Origin of the sequence: Noviherbaspirillum sp. ST9 (assembly GCF_048799745.1) — a bacterium.
GTDB lineage: Bacteria > Pseudomonadota > Gammaproteobacteria > Burkholderiales > Burkholderiaceae_D > Noviherbaspirillum.
Window position 1 is genome coordinate 133,443 of the sequence record NZ_JBLWFR010000005.1, and the last position, 20,547, is coordinate 153,989.

The 20,547-nt window shown below is 62.1% G+C and carries 23 protein-coding genes; 6 read left to right on the top strand and 17 right to left on the bottom strand.

Going from position 1 to position 20,547, the window contains the following annotated elements; all coding sequences use genetic code 11:
• The first annotated feature begins 64 nt into the window (after nt 1-64).
• Nucleotides 65-784: a response regulator gene (locus ACNOHI_RS12535; protein WP_420475005.1), complete on the top strand. Its 720-nt coding sequence runs from the start codon at nt 65-67 to the stop codon at nt 782-784.
• Nucleotides 781-2,127 (top strand): ATP-binding protein, encoded by a 1,347-nt coding sequence (locus tag ACNOHI_RS12540; protein WP_420475006.1) that lies wholly within the window; start codon nt 781-783, stop codon nt 2,125-2,127. Before ACNOHI_RS12535 ends, ACNOHI_RS12540 begins: the two co-directional genes overlap by 4 nt.
• On the opposite strand, the gene ACNOHI_RS12545 is transcribed toward ACNOHI_RS12540, so the two are convergent.
• From ACNOHI_RS12545 to mltG, 7 genes are read right to left on the bottom strand one after another with little or no spacing between them, the layout of a single operon-like run.
• Nucleotides 2,124-2,804: an ankyrin repeat domain-containing protein gene (locus ACNOHI_RS12545; protein ID WP_420475007.1), complete on the bottom strand. Its 681-nt coding sequence runs from the start codon at nt 2,802-2,804 to the stop codon at nt 2,124-2,126. The two genes, ACNOHI_RS12540 and ACNOHI_RS12545, sit on opposite strands and share 4 nt — an antisense overlap.
• The gene (locus tag ACNOHI_RS12550; RefSeq protein WP_420475008.1) at nt 2,801-3,586 is read right to left on the bottom strand and encodes a TatD family hydrolase; all 786 of its coding nucleotides are present in this window, start codon (nt 3,584-3,586) and stop codon (nt 2,801-2,803) included. Before ACNOHI_RS12550 ends, ACNOHI_RS12545 begins: the two co-directional genes overlap by 4 nt.
• 24 nt (nt 3,587-3,610) lie before the next feature.
• Nucleotides 3,611-4,108, bottom strand: coding sequence for a GNAT family N-acetyltransferase (locus ACNOHI_RS12555; RefSeq protein WP_420475009.1), 498 nt, complete (start codon nt 4,106-4,108; stop codon nt 3,611-3,613).
• Nucleotides 4,109-4,127: 19 nt separating this feature from the next.
• Complete coding sequence (locus tag ACNOHI_RS12560) at nt 4,128-4,520, bottom strand: PilZ domain-containing protein (protein ID WP_420475010.1); 393 nt, start codon at nt 4,518-4,520, stop codon at nt 4,128-4,130.
• Between the two features lie 19 nt (nt 4,521-4,539).
• On the bottom strand, nt 4,540-5,580 hold the full coding sequence (locus ACNOHI_RS12565; protein WP_420475011.1) for a DNA polymerase III subunit delta': 1,041 nt from the start codon (nt 5,578-5,580) through the stop codon (nt 4,540-4,542).
• Between the two features lie 5 nt (nt 5,581-5,585).
• Nucleotides 5,586-6,194, bottom strand: coding sequence for a dTMP kinase (tmk, locus tag ACNOHI_RS12570; protein WP_420475012.1), 609 nt, complete (start codon nt 6,192-6,194; stop codon nt 5,586-5,588).
• A gap of 29 nt (nt 6,195-6,223) precedes the next feature.
• Nucleotides 6,224-7,204: an endolytic transglycosylase MltG gene (gene mltG, locus ACNOHI_RS12575; protein WP_420475360.1), complete on the bottom strand. Its 981-nt coding sequence runs from the start codon at nt 7,202-7,204 to the stop codon at nt 6,224-6,226.
• A 119-nt stretch (nt 7,205-7,323) separates the two neighbouring features.
• Here mltG and ACNOHI_RS12580 point away from each other — a divergent pair, with 119 nt between their 5' ends.
• The 3 genes from ACNOHI_RS12580 to ACNOHI_RS12590 are packed head-to-tail and all read left to right on the top strand — an operon-like array spanning nt 7,324 to nt 9,398.
• Nucleotides 7,324-8,373: a YgfZ/GcvT domain-containing protein gene (locus ACNOHI_RS12580; protein ID WP_420475013.1), complete on the top strand. Its 1,050-nt coding sequence runs from the start codon at nt 7,324-7,326 to the stop codon at nt 8,371-8,373.
• Between the two features lie 21 nt (nt 8,374-8,394).
• Complete coding sequence (locus tag ACNOHI_RS12585; protein WP_420475014.1) at nt 8,395-8,682, top strand: DUF4936 family protein; 288 nt, start codon at nt 8,395-8,397, stop codon at nt 8,680-8,682.
• Complete coding sequence (locus ACNOHI_RS12590) at nt 8,673-9,398, top strand: NRDE family protein (RefSeq protein WP_420475015.1); 726 nt, start codon at nt 8,673-8,675, stop codon at nt 9,396-9,398. The genes ACNOHI_RS12585 and ACNOHI_RS12590 overlap by 10 nt, the downstream gene beginning before the upstream one ends.
• Here the strand turns inward: ACNOHI_RS12590 and ACNOHI_RS12595 are convergent.
• The 10 genes from ACNOHI_RS12595 to ACNOHI_RS12640 form a co-directional block, all read right to left on the bottom strand.
• A complete protein-coding gene (locus ACNOHI_RS12595) occupies nt 9,391-9,816 on the bottom strand; it encodes a GNAT family N-acetyltransferase (RefSeq protein ID WP_420475016.1) in 426 nt (141 codons plus the stop codon). The genes ACNOHI_RS12590 and ACNOHI_RS12595 overlap by 8 nt on opposite strands.
• Entirely contained in the window at nt 9,813-10,250 is a 438-nt protein-coding gene (locus ACNOHI_RS12600) for an acyl-CoA thioesterase (RefSeq protein ID WP_420475017.1), read from the bottom strand. The genes ACNOHI_RS12595 and ACNOHI_RS12600 overlap by 4 nt, the downstream gene beginning before the upstream one ends.
• A gap of 60 nt (nt 10,251-10,310) precedes the next feature.
• Nucleotides 10,311-11,207, bottom strand: a complete 897-nt coding sequence (locus ACNOHI_RS12605; protein ID WP_420475018.1) for an alpha/beta fold hydrolase — start codon at nt 11,205-11,207, stop codon at nt 10,311-10,313.
• A gap of 14 nt (nt 11,208-11,221) precedes the next feature.
• Nucleotides 11,222-12,127 (bottom strand): SDR family oxidoreductase, encoded by a 906-nt coding sequence (locus ACNOHI_RS12610; protein WP_420475019.1) that lies wholly within the window; start codon nt 12,125-12,127, stop codon nt 11,222-11,224.
• A gap of 21 nt (nt 12,128-12,148) precedes the next feature.
• On the bottom strand, nt 12,149-13,078 hold the full coding sequence (locus ACNOHI_RS12615; protein ID WP_420475020.1) for a glutathione S-transferase family protein: 930 nt from the start codon (nt 13,076-13,078) through the stop codon (nt 12,149-12,151).
• Nucleotides 13,079-13,092: 14 nt separating this feature from the next.
• Nucleotides 13,093-14,088 carry an NADP-dependent oxidoreductase gene (locus tag ACNOHI_RS12620; protein ID WP_420475021.1) on the bottom strand — a complete coding sequence of 332 codons (996 nt, stop codon included), beginning with the start codon at nt 14,086-14,088 and terminating at the stop codon, nt 13,093-13,095.
• A gap of 19 nt (nt 14,089-14,107) precedes the next feature.
• Nucleotides 14,108-14,542, bottom strand: coding sequence for a PaaI family thioesterase (locus ACNOHI_RS12625; RefSeq protein ID WP_420475022.1), 435 nt, complete (start codon nt 14,540-14,542; stop codon nt 14,108-14,110).
• Nucleotides 14,542-15,327, bottom strand: coding sequence for an SDR family oxidoreductase (locus ACNOHI_RS12630; RefSeq protein ID WP_420475023.1), 786 nt, complete (start codon nt 15,325-15,327; stop codon nt 14,542-14,544). Before ACNOHI_RS12630 ends, ACNOHI_RS12625 begins: the two co-directional genes overlap by 1 nt.
• A gap of 25 nt (nt 15,328-15,352) precedes the next feature.
• The gene (locus ACNOHI_RS12635; RefSeq protein ID WP_420475024.1) at nt 15,353-17,167 is read right to left on the bottom strand and encodes an acyl-CoA dehydrogenase; all 1,815 of its coding nucleotides are present in this window, start codon (nt 17,165-17,167) and stop codon (nt 15,353-15,355) included.
• 90 nt (nt 17,168-17,257) lie between these two features.
• Complete coding sequence (locus ACNOHI_RS12640) at nt 17,258-18,436, bottom strand: acetyl-CoA C-acyltransferase (RefSeq protein WP_420475025.1); 1,179 nt, start codon at nt 18,434-18,436, stop codon at nt 17,258-17,260.
• A gap of 331 nt (nt 18,437-18,767) precedes the next feature.
• On the opposite strand from ACNOHI_RS12640, the gene ACNOHI_RS12645 reads away from it, so the two are divergent.
• Nucleotides 18,768-20,432 (top strand): MFS transporter, encoded by a 1,665-nt coding sequence (locus tag ACNOHI_RS12645; protein ID WP_420475026.1) that lies wholly within the window; start codon nt 18,768-18,770, stop codon nt 20,430-20,432.
• The last annotated feature ends 115 nt before the right edge of the window (nt 20,433-20,547 follow it).

The following is a 20,547-nucleotide window of genomic DNA, read 5'->3' on the forward strand; positions in this document are numbered from 1 at the left end:
CCGGGAAGACGCCCGCGATACAATTCGCTAACTTCCCTGCATCCCGACTTGCGATAATGCGTCCATGGAAACTCCCTCCCGCATCCTGATCGTCGACGACGACCGCGAAATCAGCTCCCTCCTGGCCGAATACCTGGAGAAGAACGGCTACCGCACCAGCACTGCCGGCGACGGCAAGGCGATGTGGAAGGCGCTGGACGACCAGCGCATCGACCTGATCGTCCTCGACCTGAACCTGCCCGGCGACGACGGCCTGACACTGTGCCGCAACCTGCGTGCGCGTTCCAGCATCCCGGTAATCATGCTGACCGCCCGGGGCGAACCGGTCGACCGCATCCTCGGCCTGGAAATGGGGGCCGATGATTACGTACCCAAGCCATTCGAACCACGCGAACTGTTTGCGCGCATCCGTAGCGTGCTGCGCCGGACCCAAGCCGCGCCCGTGTCGTCCGAAGCGCCCGAATCCCAGATGGTGCACTTCGCCGGCTGGACCATGGATACCACCGCGCGTCATCTGATCAACCCGCAGGGCGTGGTCGTCGCCCTGTCCGGCGCGGAATTCCGTCTTCTGAAGATCTTCCTTGACCACGCCAATCGCGTGCTCAGCCGTGACCAGTTGCTCAACATGACCGCTGGGCGAGACGCTGATCCCTTTGACCGCTCCATCGACCTGCAGATCAGCCGCCTGCGGCAGAAGCTCGGCGAAGATGCGCGCTCGCCGCAGATCATCAAGACAGTGCGCAATGAAGGCTACGTCCTGGCCACGGTGGTAACGCGCGAATGAAAGCCATCTTCCAGTCGATGACGAGCCGCGTGATCCTGGTGCTGGTCGCCGGTGTGATCGCCAGCGCCCTCATCACCCTCGGCCTCGCCTTTGACGAGCGTCAGCGGATGATCGGCCAGTTCCGCGATTATCACGCGGTCGAGCGCATCGCCCAGTTCGTCCTCTCCCTCGACACGGTCGCGCCGGACATGCGTTCGCCTTTTTTGTCCGCTGCCCGCGGCATGGGCATGCGCGCGGAGGCGGCATCATCGGCCGAGGAAGGGACGATTGCAAAATCCGAACTCGCCGCCATGCTCGAGCGCCGCCTCCCAGACGGTTATCGCATTGCCTCCACGGCTGTACGCCCGGATGACTGCGATTTCAGTCATCGCATGCACCGCCGCCGCCAATCCGAGTTGCGCCCGCTGTGCGAGTCCATGCTGGTCACGCTGCCCGACAATTCGCGCCTGCGCCTGACGGTCCTGCCGCCCCGCCCGCCTCCGGTTGCGCCACGGGGCGATTTCACCACCTATGCGATCCTGTTTCTCCTCAGTATCGGCATCCTCGCCGCCATCGTGGCGCGCATGACGATGCGGCCGCTCAAGCAACTGGCGCAGGCGGCCACCGAACTGGGCAACGATATCGAGCGACCGCCGCTGCCCGAACGCGGCGCGACCGAAATCCGCCAGGCTGCCGCGGCGTTCAATGTCATGCAGACGCGCATCCGTTCGCACATCCGCCAGCGCGCCCAGATCCTGGCCGCAATCACGCATGACTTGCAGACGCCCCTGACGCGTTTGCGGCTGCGCCTGGAGAAGGTAGAGGATGACGAGTTGCGAGAGAAGCTGATCGGCGACCTGACCGCGATGCAGGGGATGGTGCGCGAAGGGCTGGACCTGGCGCGAAGCATGGATGCGGCCGGGCCGATGCAGCGGCTCGACCTCGATTCGCTGATCGGCAGCGTCTGTGACGACGCTACCGATGCAGGACAGGAAGTGACGCTGGAAGGCAGTACAGGCGCCGCACTGATGGCGCGACCCATCGCGCTGCGCCGTTGCATCACCAACCTGATCGACAACGCCTGCAAGTACGGCGGGTTCGCGAAAATTGCCGTCCGGCGCGAAGGCCGCACGGCGGTTATCCGTATCGAGGACGGCGGCCCGGGCATTCCGGAAGAAGAGATGAAAAACGTGTTCGAGCCGTTCTACCGCGTCGAGGCATCGCGGTCGCGCGAAACCGGCGGCACCGGCCTCGGCCTGACCATTGCGAGGAACATTGCCGAGCAGCATGGTGGAGGCATCGTCCTGCGGAACCTTCCGGAAAAAGGTCTGGAAGTGACGCTCTCGCTGCCTTGCGCTGACTAGAGCTTCCCGGCCTTGCGCAACCGGCTCGTGAGACCCTCGGCTATATCGTTGTGCTCGTACTTCGCCGCGAAGTCGATCGCGCTCATACCAAGGTCGTTCTTCAATGTGGCATCCGCGCCTTCGTCGAGCAACAGCTTGACGGTGTAGATGTGTCCGCCGCGCGCGGCCATCATCATCGGCGTTGTCTTGTTGGGCGATTCGGCGTCGATATACGCCGACTTGTCGAGCAGCAGGCGAATGATGTCATTATGGCCGCTCGCCGCAGCATAATGCAGCGGCGTCCAGCCCGGCCGGTTCACTTCCGCGCCCTTGGCCAGCAAGGCCTCCACTGCAGCCTTGTTGCCCCTGAAGCAAGCGATCATCAAGGCCGTATCGCCATTGCCGGATTTGGCTTCGAGGTCGATTTCCGGCGCGTTGAGCAGCAGCTCGAACACCGCCATCGAATCCTCGCGCAATGCCAGGATCATGCCGGTATCGCCCCGTTCCGGTTCGATGATGTTCGGATCGAGGCCGCGCGCCAGGAGCGATTTCACGATAGGCGCGTGATCGATCTTCACGGCACGGAAAAATTCGACGTAGGCACCGGCGGCGAACACGGCTCCTGGCAGCATGCCGAACGCCGGAATTGCCGACAGCGCGACGAGGAGCTGCCTGCGGCGGGAAACGCGGTCGCTCATGCCGTCCTCGGAATCTTGAAGAGCGTGAAAAAGTTGTCGGTGGTCGTCCGCGCCACATCCTCCAACGGCGATTCCTTCAGCTTCGCGAGGAATTCGGCCACATGGCTGACGAGGCCCGGTTCATTCATCTTGCCCCGGTGCGGCACGGGGGCAAGATACGGCGCATCGGTTTCGATCAGCATGCGTTCCAGCGGAACGGCGCGCGCAACGGCCTGCAAGTCCTTTGCACTCTTGAAGGTGACGATGCCGGAAAACGAAATGTAGAAACCCATTTCCATCGCGGCTTCCGCCACCTGCAGCGACTCGGTAAAGCAGTGCATGACACCGCCAGCGCCGCCGGCATCGGTACCCGCACCCTCTTCACGCATGATACGGATCGTATCCTCGGAGGCCGACCTGGTATGGATGATCAGCGGCTTGCCCGTCGCGCGGGATGCGCGAATGTGGGTGCGAAAACGCTCACGCTGCCATTCGAGGTCACCCTCCAGCCGGTAGTAGTCGAGGCCGGTCTCGCCAATTCCGACGATCTTCGGATGCTGCGACAGCCGCACGAGGTCGTCCGCGCTGACTTCCGGCGTTTCCTCGTAGTCAGGATGGACGCCGACGGATGCGTAAATGTTGGGATATTTTTCCGCCAGTTCGAGCACCGACGGAAACTCCGGCATGTTCACGGACACGCAGAGGGCATGCGTGACCTTGTTCTCCGCCATCTTGCCGAAAATCTCTGGCAGGCGAACCGATAACTCGGGGAAATTAATGTGGCAATGGGAATCGATATACATCCCATCATTTTAACGCCACCCAGCTCAGGCGACGCGCTTGCCCAGGATATCGAGGTCGCGTTCGATGCCGTCGAGCGTGGCAACGCGCGGCATGTGCGCCCAGCGCTCGAAACCGAAGGCTTCGAACAGCTTCAGGCTGGGAGTGTTGTGCCCGAAGATGAATCCGAGCAAGGTGTGCACGCCGATCTTGGGTGCGAAGGCAATCGCTTCGGCCAGGAAGTAGCGTCCCAGTCCCTTGCCGCGCGCCGCTTCGTGCAGGTAGATCGACAGCTCGGCGGTACCGTTATAGGCCGGGCGGCCATAGAAGTTCGAATACGAAAGCCAGCCGATTACCTGGCCATTGTCTTCCACCACCCACAACGGACGGCGCTCCGGCGTGTGTTCTGCAAACCATGCGTGGCGCGATTCGACCGTCACCGGCTCGGTGTCGGCCGTCACCTGCCGCGAAGGCACGGTGCTGTTGTAGATGGAAACGATGGCGGGAAGATCTTCGAAACGGGCGAGGCGATGCGTGTATGACATGAAGGAAAACGTGTTTTTTTTATAGGGTGTGGGTGGCACGGGTCGAGCGCAGTGCCGCGCCGAGCAATTCTTCGATGCGATGCTTGACCCGCTGGCCGCTTTCATCGGACGAGAAATGCACGCCGATGCCCTGTGCCTTGTTGTTATTGGCGCCGGCCGGCGTAATCCAGGCGATCTTGCCCGCGATCGGATACTTGGTCGGGTCATCCATCAGCGTCAGGATCAGGTAGATCTCGTCGCCGATCTTGTAGGGTTTGTTGGTCGGCACGAAGATGCCGCCGTTTTGCATGAATGGCATGTATGCGGCATACAACGCCGCCTTTTCCTTGATCGGCAGGGACAGGACCGACGGACGCGCGACCGCCGCGCCACCGGCGCCGGGAGGGATCGGGCTCACAGTATTTTCGGCCATGACAATCCTTGCTTGTTTGTCAGTTGGGGAAAAGCGATGCGTATTCCAGCAACATGTCTTCGATGAACAGCTTTGCGGACAACGGGTGGTCGGCGATCGCACGGCGCTCGTTGACCGCCTTCAGCGCCCGCAGGAGGCCCGCTACATCGGCGATTTGCGCCAGCGCCGCGAGCTCCTTCCGATACCGCGGATAATACCGGATTCTGCCCGAAAGTTTGAGCGAAAACACGTCGTAGAGCCAACGCTGCAACCACGCCACAAGATCCGCCACCGGGGCTTTCTGCAACTTTTCCGCCGCCTTCAGCGCCCCTTCCACGCCGGGTTTCGCCAGGACGCGCAACAACTCGTCCATGGTTTCGCGCGTGTCGCCTTGCGCCGATGCCAGCGCGGCCAGCGGCGCGCCGCCCTGCTCCGACAGCCATACGTCCGCGTCGTCGACGCCCTGCGCCTTCAGCCACGCCAGCGCCTCCTCCTGTAACGGCATCGCCAGCGCAAACTTGCGGCAACGCGACAGGATGGTGGGCAAAAGCCGGTCGAGGTTGTTCGAAACAAGAAGGAACAGCGTGGCCGGTGGTGGTTCTTCCAGCGTCTTGAGCAAGGCATTCGCGGCGGCGGTGTTCAACGCCTCCGCCGGGTACAGCAACACAATGCGCATGCCCTGGCGGTGCGTCGACACATTCATGAAATCGGCCAGCGCGCGAATCTGGTCGATCTTGATTTCCTTGGAAGGCGCCTTGGTGGACTTTCCCTTTTTGCCCTCGTTTGGCTCCGCGCCTTCCTCGGCTTCGCCGGCGCCGTCTTCTTCCAGCACTTCCGGACGGACGCGGCGGTAATCGGGGTGGCTGTATTGCGAAAACCAGCCGCACGGATCGCACTGTCCGCAGGCATGTCCGTCGGCGGTGGGCGCTTGGCACAGGAGCGACTGCGCGAGGTGCTCGGCGAATGCCGTTTTGCCAATCCCTTCAGGACCGTGGAACAGGATGGCGTGCGGCATCCGTCCGCGCAGCTGTTGCAATTGCTGCCACGGTGCGTGCTGCCATGAAAAGAGTGTCGACGACATGTCAGTCAAATACCGGAAATGATCTGCTCAAGCTCGCGCTGGATATCCGAGATCGCGCGCGTGGAATCAATCACGCGGAAACGCGCCGGGTGCGCGGCGGCGCGGCGCAGGTATTCGTTGCGGGTCGCGGCGAAGAAGTCGGCCTTTTCCTGTTCGAACTTGTCCAGCTCCCGCGTCGCGTCCAGCCGTGCGCGCGCCACGTCGAGCGGAACGTCGAACAGCAGCGTCAGGTCCGGTTGAAGGTGGGGATGGACCCAGTGTTCCAGCGTCTCCAACTTGTCGAGCGCCAGCTTGCGCCCGCCGCCCTGGTAGGCGAAGGTGGCATCGGTAAACCGGTCCGAGATCACCCAGTCGCCGCGTTCGAGCGCGGGTGCGATCACCTGCGCGATGTGTTCGCGACGCGATGCGAACATCAGCAAGGCCTCGGTTTCGAGGTGCATTTCCTCGTGCAGCAGCAGGTCGCGCAGTTTCTCGCCCAAGGGCGTACCACCCGGCTCGCGGGTGACGACGACCTGTTTTCCACGCCCTCTTAGCAAGTCGGCAACATAGGCGAGGTGCGTGGATTTGCCGGCACCGTCGATGCCTTCGAACGTGATGAATTTCCCTGATGCCATATTTTTCTTGTCCTGCGAACCAGCCGGCATTATCGCTGGTATTTGTTCACTGCGCGGTTGTGATCGGCAAGGTTGTTGGAAAATTCGCTGGTCCCGTTGCCCCGCGAGACAAAGTACAGCACGTCGGAAGCAGCCGGATTAAGCGCCGCAGCGAGCGACTCCGCACCGGGCAAGGCGATCGGCGTCGGCGGCAAGCCGGGGCGCGTGTAGGTGTTGTACGGCGTGTCCGTTTCGAGGTCCTTCCGGCGGATATTCCCCTGGAAGCGGTCGCCCATCCCGTAGATTACGGTCGGATCGGTCTGCAGCAGCATGCCAAGCCGCAGGCGATTGACGAACACCGCGGCGATCATGTTGCGCTCGGATTTCTGGCCGGTTTCCTTCTCCACGATCGACGCCATGATCAGCGCCTCGTACGGCGACTTGTACGGTACCGTGGAGGCGCGATTCTTCCATGCCTCGTCCAGCCGCTTTTGCAGCAACGCATGGGCCTGCTTGTAAATCTGCAGGTCGCTCGACCCCTTGGCGAACAGGTAGGTGTCCGGGAAAAACAAGCCCTCCGGGTGCTTGTAATCGGTGGAGATCTTCGCCAGCAGCTCCTTGTCCGACAGCCCGGCAGTGTCATGCTTGATTTTCGGATGCCCGTCGATCGCCTGGCGCATCTGCTTGAACGTCCAGCCTTCGATAATGGCCAGCGATTCCTGCGCAAACTCGCCGCGCACCAGCTGGTCGATGAGGGTCATCGGCGTGGTTCCCGGCTTTAGTTCATAATTCCCGGCTTTCAGCCTGGTGCCCTTGCCGGATAAGCGTGCGAGGAGATGGAAGAGTACGGGATTGAGCGGCACGCCGGCTTCCGCAATCTGGTCCGCGCTGCTCCGGACGCTGCTGCCGGGCTTGATCGCGAATTCGATGGGCGGTTCTCCAGTAGCGAGAATTGGCCGGTGGGCCCAGTAGGCGAGCATCGCGGAGACGAACAGCGCCAGGGCGATGATGGCTGCGAGAAACTTTTTGATCAAAACCAGACCTTTACAGTGGATGCCGGACGAACCGAGGCGGCGTCGAACGGCTTTTTGAAGACGTCACTATAATCAAGCCATGATGATAATGGCTAACCCTGCAATTACCCGAGTGTATGACTGATACGACGAACACATGGTTGCAATTCCTGGAACAGCAAGGCGCGCACTTCGATGATTCCGGACGCGTCTCTGGCTTTGGCAGCGCGATGCCGCAAGGCGGCCTGGAGCGCGGCTTTGTCGCGCCGCTGACCGATACCGGCCTCATTGCCGCAACCGGCGACGATGCCGCCGTCTTCCTCCATAACCAGCTTACCAACGACGTCGAGCACCTCGGCACGCAGGAAGCGCGTCTTGCCGGCTATTGCTCGCCCAAGGGCCGCCTGCTGGCGACGCTCCTGATGTGGACGCACGACGGCGCGATCATGCTGCAATTACCGAAGCAGATCCAGGCGGCGGTGCAGAAGCGACTGCAGATGTTCGTGCTGCGATCGAAGGTGAAGCTGGCCGACGTCACGGCCGACTGGGCTGTGCTCGGCCTTGGCGGCGAAGCTGCTGGTGCTGCGCTGGCGAAGTGGTTCCCGCAGATCCCCGCCGCGCCCTTTGCCCGGACTGATTCGGAAAACGGTTCCCTGGTCCGCCTGCCGGACGCCTTCGGCCAGCCGCGATTCCAGTGGAACGCGCCGTCGGCGGTTGCCGCAGCGGTCTGGCCGGAACTGATCAAGACGCTTTCGCCCGCAGCAACCGCCTTGTGGCGCCTCACCGAAATCCACGCCGGCCTGCCGCTGGTCGTGCAGGCGACGCAGGAGCAGTTCGTCCCGCAGATGATCAACTTCGAGCTGATTGGCGGCGTCAATTTCAAGAAGGGATGCTATCCGGGCCAGGAAATCGTGGCCCGCAGCCAGTACCTGGGCAAGCTCAAGCGCCGCATGCTCCTCGCCTCCGTCGATGCCGAAGGCGTCACCTCGGGCACCGAGGTGTACTGGAGCGGCGATCCTGAGCAGCCCTGCGGCATGATCGTCAATGCGGAGCGCAACCTGGACGGCGGAATCGACTGCCTGGTGGAAACCAAGATGTCGGCGATCGAGGAAGGCACGATTCGCCTCGGTTCCGTATCGGGCGCCGTGCTGCGTTTCGTGCAGCTTCCGTACCCGTTGCCCGCGTAAGGCCAGCGGTCCGCGCGTCGCATGGACTTGTACATCTATTACCGGGTACGTATTGAAGATGCGGCCGCACTTCAGGTCCGCGTATCCGACATGCAGCATCGTCTCGCGGCCGACTACGGTGTCGCGGGCGCGCTCAAGCGTCGCCCGGAAGAGAAAGACGGCCGCCAGACCTGGATGGAGGTCTACCACGCAGTACCGGAAGGATTCGAAACCAGCCTCGAGTCTGCGGTCGCCCGCAGCGCCCTCGCCGACCTGATCGACGGTCCGCGCCATACCGAACACTTTATGGATATCCCCGCATGTGCCTGATTGTCTTCGCCTGGAAGCTTGTACCGGGAATCCCGCTTCTGGCAGCCGCCAATCGCGATGAATTCTATGAACGCCCTGCAGCCCCTGCTGCATGGTGGGAGGACCAGGCGCACATCTATGCGGGTCGCGACTTGCAGGGCGGAGGCACATGGATGGGCGTGACGCGCGAAGGCCGCTTTGCTGCGATCACCAATATTCGCGCGCCATCCGAAACGAAGGCAGTTGCACCATCGCGCGGTGAAATCGTTGCCGGCTACCTGTCAGGCATCGCCTCGCCACAGCAGTTCGTCGATGACCTCGCACCGCGCGCAGGTCAATACAACGGGTTCAACCTTCTGGTCGGCAATCGTGAAGAACTCGTGTGGTATTCGAATGGATCGCCCGACGATGCGCGCAACGGCAGGCCGTTGCAGCCCGGCGTCTACGGCCTGTCCAACGGCTCGCTCGATACGCCGTGGCCCAAGGTTGTCAGGACGAAGGCCCAGTTCTCCAGCCTCGTGTGCCAGGGAGCGCCGGAAGATGCCTATTTTGAAATGCTGGCCGATACCTCGCAGGCGCCGGATTGCCGTCTTCCAAGCACCGGCATTGGCCTGGAGTGGGAACGCATCCTGTCATCCGTACGCATAGAATCACCCGCGTACGGAACGCGATCGTCGACCATCGTCCGCCTGCCGGGCAATGGCACGCCGGTACTGCACGAACGACAGCTCAGGTAAGCGCGCGCCGCATGTGGATGTGGGGAATCCCCGCTTCCATGAACACCTCCCCCTCGCGGCGGAAGCCATTGCGTTCGTAAAACGGTTCCGCCTGGGTCTGCGCATTCAGCATCACCTCACGGTCGCCGCGCTTTCGGGCGGCCTCCACGAGCGCTTCCAGCATGAGCGCTCCGATTCCCTTGCCGCGCGCGGGCTGGCGTACCGCCATGCGTCCGACATGCCCGTCGGGAAGCAGACGCCCGGTGCCGACCGCCTGTCCTTCGGCGTCGCAGGCCACCGCATGCACGCAGCGCGCATCCATCTCGTCCCACTCCATGTCCAGCGGCACCTTCTGCTCCTCCACGAAAACCTCATACCTGACTGCCTGCGCGTCCTTGCGCTGCGTCTCCCAATCGCCCAGCGTGACACGGATGCTCATAGTGCCTCCGGTGCCAGCTTTTCGAAGCGCGTGATCGCCTCACGCCATGCGTCCGGCCAAGGCACGCCCTTGCGAATGCTGGTGTCGGCGTAGACATACACGAGTTCGCCGGAAATCAGGTGCTCGTCGCCGTGATGGATCTCGACTACGAAGCGCACCGAGGTCCGGCCAAAGCCGGCACAACGCACGCCAATGTCCAGCACGTCGTCGAAACGGGCCGGCGCCTGGTATTCGATGGTCGCCTTGCGGGCGAACATTTCCTTCCCCTCCTGCGCCTGCTGCAGCACACCGGGCAGGCCGGTCGCGCGCCAGTATTCGGTGAACGCGACATCGAAATAGGTCAGGTAATGGCCGTTGAACACAATGCCCTGCATGTCAACTTCGGCCCAGCGCACCCGCAGGGAATGGAAAAAGGAAAAGTCTTGGCGTGCCATGATGAAGGAAGTAATCGGGGAAAAGACATTATGAACGATCCTTGCGGATCGCTCATACGCCTACTGCGAGAGGAAATCGCGAATCAGACGGTTCACGCGCTCGGGTTGCTCATGGATGACCCAGTGCGTGCCTTCCGGAATGCGCTCGATCTTCAGGTCGTCGATCATGGCATCGAGGCCGTTGAGCAATGACTTCGGTAACGCAATGTCGCGTTCGCCCCAGATCACGCCTGTAGGAACGCGCACGCGGAAGTCCGACGGGTTCAGTTGCAGCTTCGCCGGGCCGGCATGTCCTTCCGTCGGCGGGTGCAGCGGTGATGCGCGGTAGTAGTTGACCCCGCCCGTCAGGCCGCGCGACCAGCATTCGTGGTAACGCGCCCTCACCTCCGATGTGAACCACGGCGTCGGCGACTGCCCCATGCCATTCAACAGCCCTTCCAGCAGCTTGAACTCGTCCCTGGCCAATGCACTCTCCGATCCCTCGGCGCGAAGCCAGTTCATGTACTCGCTCGCTGCCTTCTGCTCGGGATCGTTCGCCAGCGCCTGCGCAAACAGGTAGGGATGCGGCGAGTTGATGATGATGAGCTTGTGCAGCAGGCGCGGGAGTGCGATGGCGAAGTTCCACGCAATCGCACCGCCCCAGTCGTGCGCCACCATCACGAACTTCTCGTAGCCGAGATGCTCCGCGAGAAGACGCAGGTCGTCGACAATATGCTTCGCCTTGTACTGCGCAAGGTCGAGCGGCATGTCCGACTTGTTGAAGCCGCGCAGGTCCGGCGCGACGGCAAAATAGTCGACGCCGAACGCCGCCAGCTGCGCTTCCCACTCGTACCAGAACTCCGGAAAGCCGTGCACGAACAGGATCAGCGGTCGCCCCCTCTCGCCCGCGCTTGCATAGTGCAGGCGCATGCCATTTGGCAGCTCCGCATACTGATTGTCCTGAATGATGGCGCCCATAATCCGCGCGCCCTTTATTGGACACCCATCTTGGCTTGCAGCATCTGACGCACTTGCGGCGCTGCCGCGAACGGATCGGTCGGATTACGCTGCAGGACGATGTCTTCCATGCGGGTCTGGACATTGCCCAACGCTTGCGGATGCGAATAGATGTAGAAGGCACTGTCGCGTATCGCATTGAACGTGCGTTCGGCGACTTCCGCAGCCGTTACCTTTCCGGACGTGACCGCCTTTTCCGATACGGCGCGTTGTGCCAGCTGGCTGGCCGTCAGGGCGCCCTCTTCCTTCACATCGTCCGGACGGTTGCGCTCGGACTGGTGAATGCCGGTGGGCACGAAGTACGGGCACAAGACCGACGCGCCGATCGGCGCCTTGATCAATTGCAGGTCGTGGTACAAGGTTTCCGACAGCGACACCACGGCGTGCTTGGAAACGTTATAGACGCCCATGTTCGGCGCGTTCAACATGCCGGCCATGGAAGCGGTGTTGACGATATGTCCCTGGTAATTGGGGTCCTTCTTCGCGCACTCCAGCATCAACGGGGTGAAGGTGCGCACGCCGTGGATCACGCCCCACAGGTTGACGCCCAATACCCACTCCCAATCGGCGATGGAGTTTTCCCAAACCAGGCCGCCGGAACCGACGCCGGCGTTGTTGAATACGAGGTGCACGGCGCCGAAGCGTTCCATCGTCGCATCCGCCAGCGCCTTGACCTGCTCGGCCTTGCGCACGTCGCAGCGCATCGCCAAAACCTGGGCGCCCTGCGCTTCCAGTTCGCCCTTCACCTTGTCCAGCGCGTCCTGCTGCACGTCGGCCAGCACCAGTTTCATGCCGAGACGCGCGCCGATGATGGCGAATTCACGACCGAAACCGCTGGCGCCGCCGGTAATGACGGCGACCTTTCCGTGGAAGTCTTTCATGTTGCGTTCTCCTGAATTGATTTAGATTTTCTTGAGTTGGAATCCGAGACGGGGGAAATGCACGACCACCTCTCCAGCGACGGCATCGGTGCGGCTTACTGCCCATTCGGTGTCGGAGGAAAGGACAAGTCTTCCCTCCACCGGATCGAGCGCGTAATCCGTTGGCGTAATCGTTACCGTTTCGCCGCGTGCGATCCCATGGGTGTCGACGAAAGGCAGGTCATCGAACGACGCGGGAGCGGCCTCCTGCGCCACTTCGAGTGCGGATTCGGCGCGCAGTTTTTCCGATTGCCCATGGCCAAACTCCGCCATTCTTGCCGCCCAGGATTTCAGGTTCGGCGCCATGTCGAGGATGTCCGCCAGCGGCTGCGCAAGCTGCAGGAACCAGACGCAGTGGTAGACGGAAAAGTCCGCAATGCTTGCCTGTGCGCCCAGCAGGAAGGGCTTGCCGCCGGCAAGCATGTTCTCGAGCCGCCGCAGGTACTCCCTGAGACTGCCCGTCGCCTCGCCCACCGACATGCGGGGCGCGTTGCCGCGCATCGCTGCCCGGTCCGCGCCAAATGCCTTCATTTGCTCCGGCGTCAACGGACCGAGCAGGTAAGGCATGGCGACGGGTTGGAACACATACGCAATGACGGTCCAGAACAGGGTGGCATCCGCCCACTGCGCCAGCGTGCGCGACTGACCCTCGATCTCCAGCGGATACAGCGAGGGCGTCGGCGCGACGCGCTCCAGCACGTCGGCAATCAGGGCAGTGTCACAATAGATGTCGGCGCCAACCTGCAGCACCGGCGTGCGGCGATAGCCGCCGGTCAACGCCGTCAGGTTCGGCTTCGGCATGACGGGCGGGATGAAGACAGACTTCCACGCCAGCTTCTTGAAACCGAAAATCAGGCGCACCTTCTCCGAAAAGGGCGAGTTCTGGTAATGATGAAAGATGAGGTCGGCCAAGGCAGCGCTCCCCCTCAGATCAACTTGACCAGCTGCTTGCCGAAATTGCGCCCCTTGAGCAGGCCGATGAAGGCCTCGGGTGCCGCTTCCAGTCCCTGGGCGACCGACTCGCGGAACTTCAGCTTGCCGGTGGCGACCAGGGTGCCGAGCTCCTTCAATCCCTGCGGCCACAAGTCCATGTGCTCGGAAACGATGAAGCCGCGCATCGTCAGCCGCATGGTCAGGAAGAAGCGCGCATTGCGGATCGGCGAGGGTTCGCCGTCATAGCCGGCGATCATGCCGCACAGGGCAATGCGGCCGAACGGATTCATCCGCTCCAGGCAGGCGTCGAAAATCTCGCCACCGACATTTTCAAACACGCCGTCGATGCCGTTCGGCGTGGCCTTGGCCAGCTCTTCTTTCAGGTTGCCGGCCTTGTAGTCGATGCAGGCATCGAAGCCAAGTTCATTGACCACGTAATCGCATTTCTCCTTGCCGCCGGCAATGCCGACCGCGCGGCAGCCGCGCAGCTTGGCGAGCTGACCGACGACGCTGCCGACCGCGCCGCTCGCCGCGGACACGACGATGGTCTCACCTTCCTTCGGCTGGATGATCTGCGTCAGTCCATACCAGGCAGTCATGCCCGGCATGCCGACCGAGCCGAGATAGGCGGACAGCGGAACGTGCGTGGTATCCAGCTTGCGCAAAAGCGCCCCGTCCGACACGCCCATTTCGGCCCAGCCGAACATGCCTTGCACCTTGTCGCCCACGGCGAACTTCGGATTCTTCGATTCCAGCACTTCGCCGACCGTGCCGCCAATCATGGTCTCGCCGATCGCCTGCGGCGCTGCATAGCTCTTCACGTCTTCCATGCGCATGCGCATGTAGGGATCGAGCGACAGGTAATGGACGCGAACCAGGAGTTCACCGTCCTTCAAGGTGGGAACCGGCACTTCCTCGAGGCGGAAGTTTTCCGGAACGACGTGGCCTTGCGGACGCGAGGCCAGGACCATGCGCTTGTAAGTTTTCATGCTGTCTCCTCTGTATTCGTTATTCGTGTTCCAGCTTCTTCGCCACATCCAGTCGCTTCAGGTACTTGAAGGTGCCCATCGCCTTGGCCACCAGCTTGTCGCCGTTCCAGACCTCGCCTTCGCAGAAGCACATGGTCATGGAACGGTGGTAGGCCTTGCCCTTGGCAATGATGCGCCCGCCGGCATGCCCGCCGGGCTGCAGGAAACTGGTCTTCATCTCGATCGTGACACCGCCGCGCGCATCCGGGTCCAGTGAGCGACCGGCCATGGACATCACCACGTCGAGCAGCGTCATGGTGATTCCGCCATGGGTCACCATCCAGCTGTTCATGTGGCGGTGTTCGAGGTTCAGCGCGACCTGCGCCTCGCCATTGCCCATGCCGAGGAACTCGACGCCGAGGTCGTTCAGGAACGGGATGTCCGCCGGGAACGGTTGCGGCTTGCGGGTATCCATCAGTGCACTGCCGAAACGCCGCCGTCGACCGCGAGGATCTGGCCGGTGATGTGCTTGGACGCGTCGGACGAGAACAGCAGCGCAGCACCCTTCAGGTCTTCGTCGTCGCCGATGCGCTGCAGGGGTGCGCGCTTGGCAAGGTTGTCCTCGCCGAAGTTTTCCAGCACGCCCTTGGTCATCTTCGAGGGGAAGAAGCCCGGCGCCAGCGCATTGACGGTGATGCCGTACTTGCCCCACTCGCCAGCCAGCGTGCGCGTGAAGTTGACGACCGCTCCCTTGGACGTGTTGTACGCCACGGTCTGCATGCTGTTCGGGCCGTTGCCGGAGAGGCCGGCGATCGATGCAACGTTGATGATGCGGCCGTACTTGCGCGGAATCATCGATGCCTTGCCGACCGCCTGCGACAGCAGGAAGATGCTGCGGATGTTCAGGTTCATTACCTTGTCCCAGGCTTCCAGCGGATAGTCTTCCGCCGGTGCGCCCCAGGTCGCGCCTGCATTGTTGATGAGGATGTCGATGTGGCCGAGACGCTTCATCGCTTCGGCGACGAGCGGTGCGACGGCCGATTCTTGCGACAAGTCGGCAGCGATGGCGCTGGCCTCGATGCCGCGAGACTTCAGATGCGCGACGGCCTCGTCGAGGTCAGCCTGCTTGCGCGAGGACAGCACGATCTTGGCGCCCTGCTCGCCCAGCGCCTCGGCGATCTGCAGCCCGAGGCCGCGCGAGCCGCCGGTCACCAGTGCGGTCTTGCCGGTCAGGTCGAATAATTCCTTGGTGGTACGCATGTTGTCTCCTGTTTGTAAGCGGATGTCAGAACCAGGCGTCCTGCATGTCCAGTGTCGTCGTGTCGATGCTCTCCAGCAGGTCGAGCTGCGGATAGATCTTCGGCAGTTCCCACTTGAAGAAGTAGGTGCAGGCCTGCAGCTTGCCGCGATAGAAGTCGGCATCGTGCCCCGTCTTGCCAACGCAGAGCAAGGCCTGCTCGAGCCAGACCCAGGCAACGACCGCGTGGCCGAATGCTTCGAGGTAGGCGGATGCGTTGGCGAGCGTCTTGTTCATGTCGCCCGCCGCGTACAGCGCCTGCGTCACCTTGTCGATGCGCTGCAGCGCTGCCCCGAGCGATTGTGCGAAACCGGCAAGTTCCTTGATTTCCATGGCCTTGGCGATGGTTTTCTGCACCTCGGTGCCCAGCAGCTTGAACGCCGCGCCGCCCTGCATCGACACCTTGCGGCCCAGCAGGTCCAGGCCCTGGATGCCGTGCGTGCCTTCGTGGATCGGATTCAGGCGGTTGTCGCGGTAGAACTGCTCGACATTGTATTCCCGGGTGTAACCGTAGCCGCCGTGCACCTGGATCGCGAGGCTGTTCGCCTCGAGGCACCATTGCGAGGGCCACGACTTGGCGATCGGCGTGAGGATATCGAGCAGCAGCGATGCGTTGCGGCGCACCTCTTCGGACTCGGCGGTGCGCTCGTCGTCGACCAGGCGGGCGCAATACAGGTTGAGCGCAAGGCCGCCCTCGACATAGGACTTCTGGGCCAGCAGCATGCGCTTGACGTCGGTGTGCTGGACAATCGGTATCTGCGGCTGCGCGGCATCCTTGTTCATCGGATGGCGTCCCTGCGGACGCTCGCGAGCATATTCCAGCGCATGCAGGTAGCCGGTGTAGCCGAGCATCACCGCACCGAGGCCGACGCCGATGCGCGCCTCGTTCATCATGTGGAACATGTTGGCGAGGCCCTTGTGTTTCTCACCGACGAGGTAACCGATTGCACCGGCCTGTCCACCGGGCTTGAACTTGCCCTCGCCGAAATTCAGCAGGCAGTTGGTGGTGCCGCGGTAGCCCATCTTGTGGTTCAGGCCGGCCAGCACGACGTCGTTGCGTTCGCCGAGCGACCCGTCGGGGTTCACCAGCTTCTTCGGCACGATGAACAGCGAAATGCCCTTCACGCCCGGGATCAGCTTGCCGTTCTCGTCGGGCACCTTGGCCAGCACGAGGTGGACGATGTTTTCCGACAGCTCATGCTCGCCGGCGGAAATCCACATCTTGTTGCCCTTGAGGCGATAGGTGCCGTCCGGCTGCGGCTCCGCACGGGTGACGATGTCCGACAGCGAGGAACCTGCCTGCGGCTCGGACAGGCACATGGTGCCGAAGAAACGCCCCTCCATCATCGGACGCACGAAGGTCTCGATCTGCTCCGGCGTGCCGCATTTGATCAGCGTGTTGGCATTGCCGATGGTCAGGAAGGGATACGACGACGTGCCGACGTTGGCGCCCTTGAAGTAGGCGAAGCCGGCCTTCTCGATCACGCAGGGCAGCTGCATGCCGCCGAAATCGTAATCCTGTCCGGCCGCCATCAGGCCGGCCTCGCAGAATGCCTTCAGCGCGGTCTGCACTTCCGGGATCATGTGGACCTTCTCGCCGTCGAAGTGCGGTTCTTCCTGGTCGTTTTTCTTGTTGTGCGGCGCGAACAGGTCGGTGGCGATCTGTTCGCAGGTGTCCATGGCGGCGTTGAAGGTTTCGCGGGAATGGTCCGCGTAGCGCGCGCGCTTGGTGAGTTCTTCCGCCTTCAGCCATTCGTACAGAACGAAATCGAGGTCACGGCGGGAGACGATCTTGGATTGCATGTTGGTCCTCCATGCGTGCGGACACTCCGCCGCACGCGAGTGTGAGCGATGTCAAAACAATCGTGGGCGCCGGAGCGCCCACGATTTGCATTACACGACTTCGAACAGGCCGGCTGCGCCCTGGCCGCCGCCGATACACATCGTGACGACCACATATTTCGCGCCACGGCGCTTGCCTTCGATCAACGCGTGACCGGTCAGGCGCGCGCCCGAGACGCCGTACGGGTGACCGACGGCGATCGCGCCGCCGTTGACGTTCAGGCGATCCATCGGGATGCCCAGCTTGTCGGCGCAATACAGCACCTGCACGGCGAAGGCTTCGTTCAACTCCCACAGGCCGATGTCCTCGACCTTCAGGCCAGCTTTCTTCAGCAGCTTGGGAATGGCAAAGACCGGGCCGATACCCATTTCATCCGGCTCGCAGCCGGCGATGGCGAAACCACGGAAGATGCCCAGCGGCTGCAGGCCCTTCTGTTCGGCCAGCTTGCTGTTCATCACAATCGCGACCGAAGCGCCGTCCGAGAATTGGCTGGCGTTACCCGCCGTGATGACGCCGCCCGGAATCGCGGTGCGGATCTTGGACACGCCTTCCAGCGTCGTGTCGGCACGGATGCCTTCGTCGGCGGAGATCGTGACTTCCTTCGTGACCAGCATGCCGGTTTCCTTGTCGGCCACGCCCATGATGGTGGTCATCGGGACGATCTCATCATTGAACTTGCCGGCGGCCAGTGCGGCGGCGGCACGCTGCTGGCTCTGCACGCCGTACTCGTCCTGGCGCTCCTTGGCAATGTTGTAACGCTTGGCGACCGTCTCGGCGGTCTGCAGCATCGGCCAATAAACTTCCGGCTTGTTCTGCTGGAGCCAGACTTCCGCGATCATGTGGCGGTTGGCTTCGTTCTGCACGCAGGAGATCGACTCGACGCCGCCGGCGGCATAGATGTCGCCCTCACCCGCAATGACGCGCTGGGCGGCGGTCGCGATGGTCTGCAGGCCGGAAGAGCAGAAACGGTTGATGGTCATGCCGGCAGTGGTCACCGGGCAGCCGCCGCGCAGCGCGATCTGGCGTGCAATATTGCTGCCGGTGGCGCCTTCCGGCGTGGCGCAGCCCATGATGACGTCTTCCACTTCGCCCGCATCGATCTTCGCGCGCTCGATCGCGGCCTTCAGGACATGGCCGCCCATGGTCGCGCCGTGGGTCATGTTGAAGGCACCCTTCCAGGATTTGGCCAGGCCGGTGCGGGCGGTGGATACGATGACGGCGTCAGTCATTTGAGGCTCCTTGTATTGAATTGGTTGACGTCCCGGTCTGTGCAAGGACGCATCTTTATCGGGTTTTGCGACTTTGGTAATGCAACGAAATTTGAGAATACCACAGTTTTAGCACGATCGTTCGTAAAAAATTATTTACTGTTTCCAGAAAGCGAGATCGCTGTTTTCATAGGGAAAATTGCTCCCAAACCGTTGCCGCGGTTGTAAGTTTCTGTAAGTTTCAAGAAAGCGTGACGTAAGTTTTCAGTCGCACACTCCGAATCGTGCAATCAAATGGGCAAGTGTATTTGCACATTCATTATTTTAATTATTCGAGTTTGAGGAGATTGGCATGGCGACAGTACAAGCTACGGCTGACCGCGGCATGACAGCAGAAGAACGGAAGGTTATTTTTGCGTCTTCGCTGGGCACGGTTTTCGAGTGGTACGACTTTTATCTATACGGTTCGCTCGCAGCGATTATCGCGAAGCAGTTCTTCGCGGGCACCGACCCCAACACCGCGTTCATTTTCGCGCTGCTGGCCTTCGCAGCGGGCTTCCTGGTCCGTCCCTTCGGCGCACTCGTGTTCGGCCGCCTCGGCGACATGATCGGCCGCAAGTACACCTTCCTGGTGACCATCCTGATCATGGGTATCTCCACGTTCATCGTGGGTCTGCTGCCCAACTACGCATCGATCGGCATTACCGCGCCGATCATCCTGATCTCGCTGCGTATCCTGCAGGGCCTCGCGCTCGGCGGTGAGTACGGCGGCGCGGCAACGTACGTTGCCGAACACGCTCCGCACGGCAAGCGCGGCGCCTACACCGCATGGATCCAGACGACCGCGACCCTCGGCCTGTTCCTGTCCCTGATGGTGATTCTGGGCACCCGTACCGCCATCGGCGAAGCAGCATTCGCCGACTGGGGCTGGCGCATCCCGTTCCTGGTCTCCGTGTTCCTGCTGGCAATCTCGGTGTGGATCCGTCTGTCCATGAACGAATCCCCGGCTTTCGCCAAGATGAAGGCCGAAGGCAAGACCTCCAAGGCACCGCTGTCCGAGTCCTTCGGCCAGTGGAAGAACCTGAAGATCGTTATCCTGGCACTGGTTGGCCTGACCGCTGGCCAAGCTGTGGTCTGGTACACGGGTCAGTTCTACGCCCTGTTCTTCCTGACGCAGACGCTGAAGGTCGACGGTGCAACGGCTAACCTGCTGATCGCTGCTTCGCTGGTGATCGGTACCCCGTTCTTCATCGTGTTCGGCTCCCTGTCCGACAAGATCGGCCGCAAGCCGATCATCCTCGGCGGCTGCCTGATCGCTGCGGTGACCTACTTCCCGATCTTCAACGCCCTGACCCACTATGCCAACCCGGCCCTGGAACAGGCGATCAAGAACGCACCGGTGGTGGTGACCGCGGACCCGGCTGACTGCCAGTTCCAGTTCAACCCGACCGGCACGAAGAAGTTCACCTCTTCCTGCGACATCGTGAAGGCCAAGCTGGCTGCCGCTTCGGTGAACTACACCAACGAAGCCGCCGCTCCCGGCACCCCGGCATCCGTCAAGGTCGGCAACACCGTCATCCAGTCCTACAGCGCCAACGGCCTGTCGAAGGACGACGCTGCCGCCAAGGACAAGGCATTCTCCAAGGATCTGGGCGATGCGATCAAGGCCGCTGGTTATCCGACCAAGGCTGATCCGGCACAGATGAACAAGGGCATGGTTCTCCTGCTCCTGGTCATCCTCGTGATCTACGTAACCATGGTCTACGGCCCGATCGCTGCAATGCTCGTCGAACTGTTCCCGACCCGCATCCGCTACACCTCCATGTCCCTGCCCTACCACATCGGTAACGGCTGGTTCGGCGGCCTGCTGCCGACGACCTCGTTCGCACTCGTTGCTTACAAGGGCGACATCTACTTCGGCCTCTGGTACCCGATCGTCATCGCCCTGATGACCTTCGTGATCGGCCTGCTGTTCGTGGGCGAAACCAAGGATCGCGACATCTACGCGAACGACTAACCGTCTAATCGTCCCAGGCTTACCTTCCGGTATCCCTGGTTTCAAAGCCGCCAGTCACCTGGCGGCTTTTTTTATGGCTGAACGGAAAGATGGATACTTGCGGATCAGTCGAACT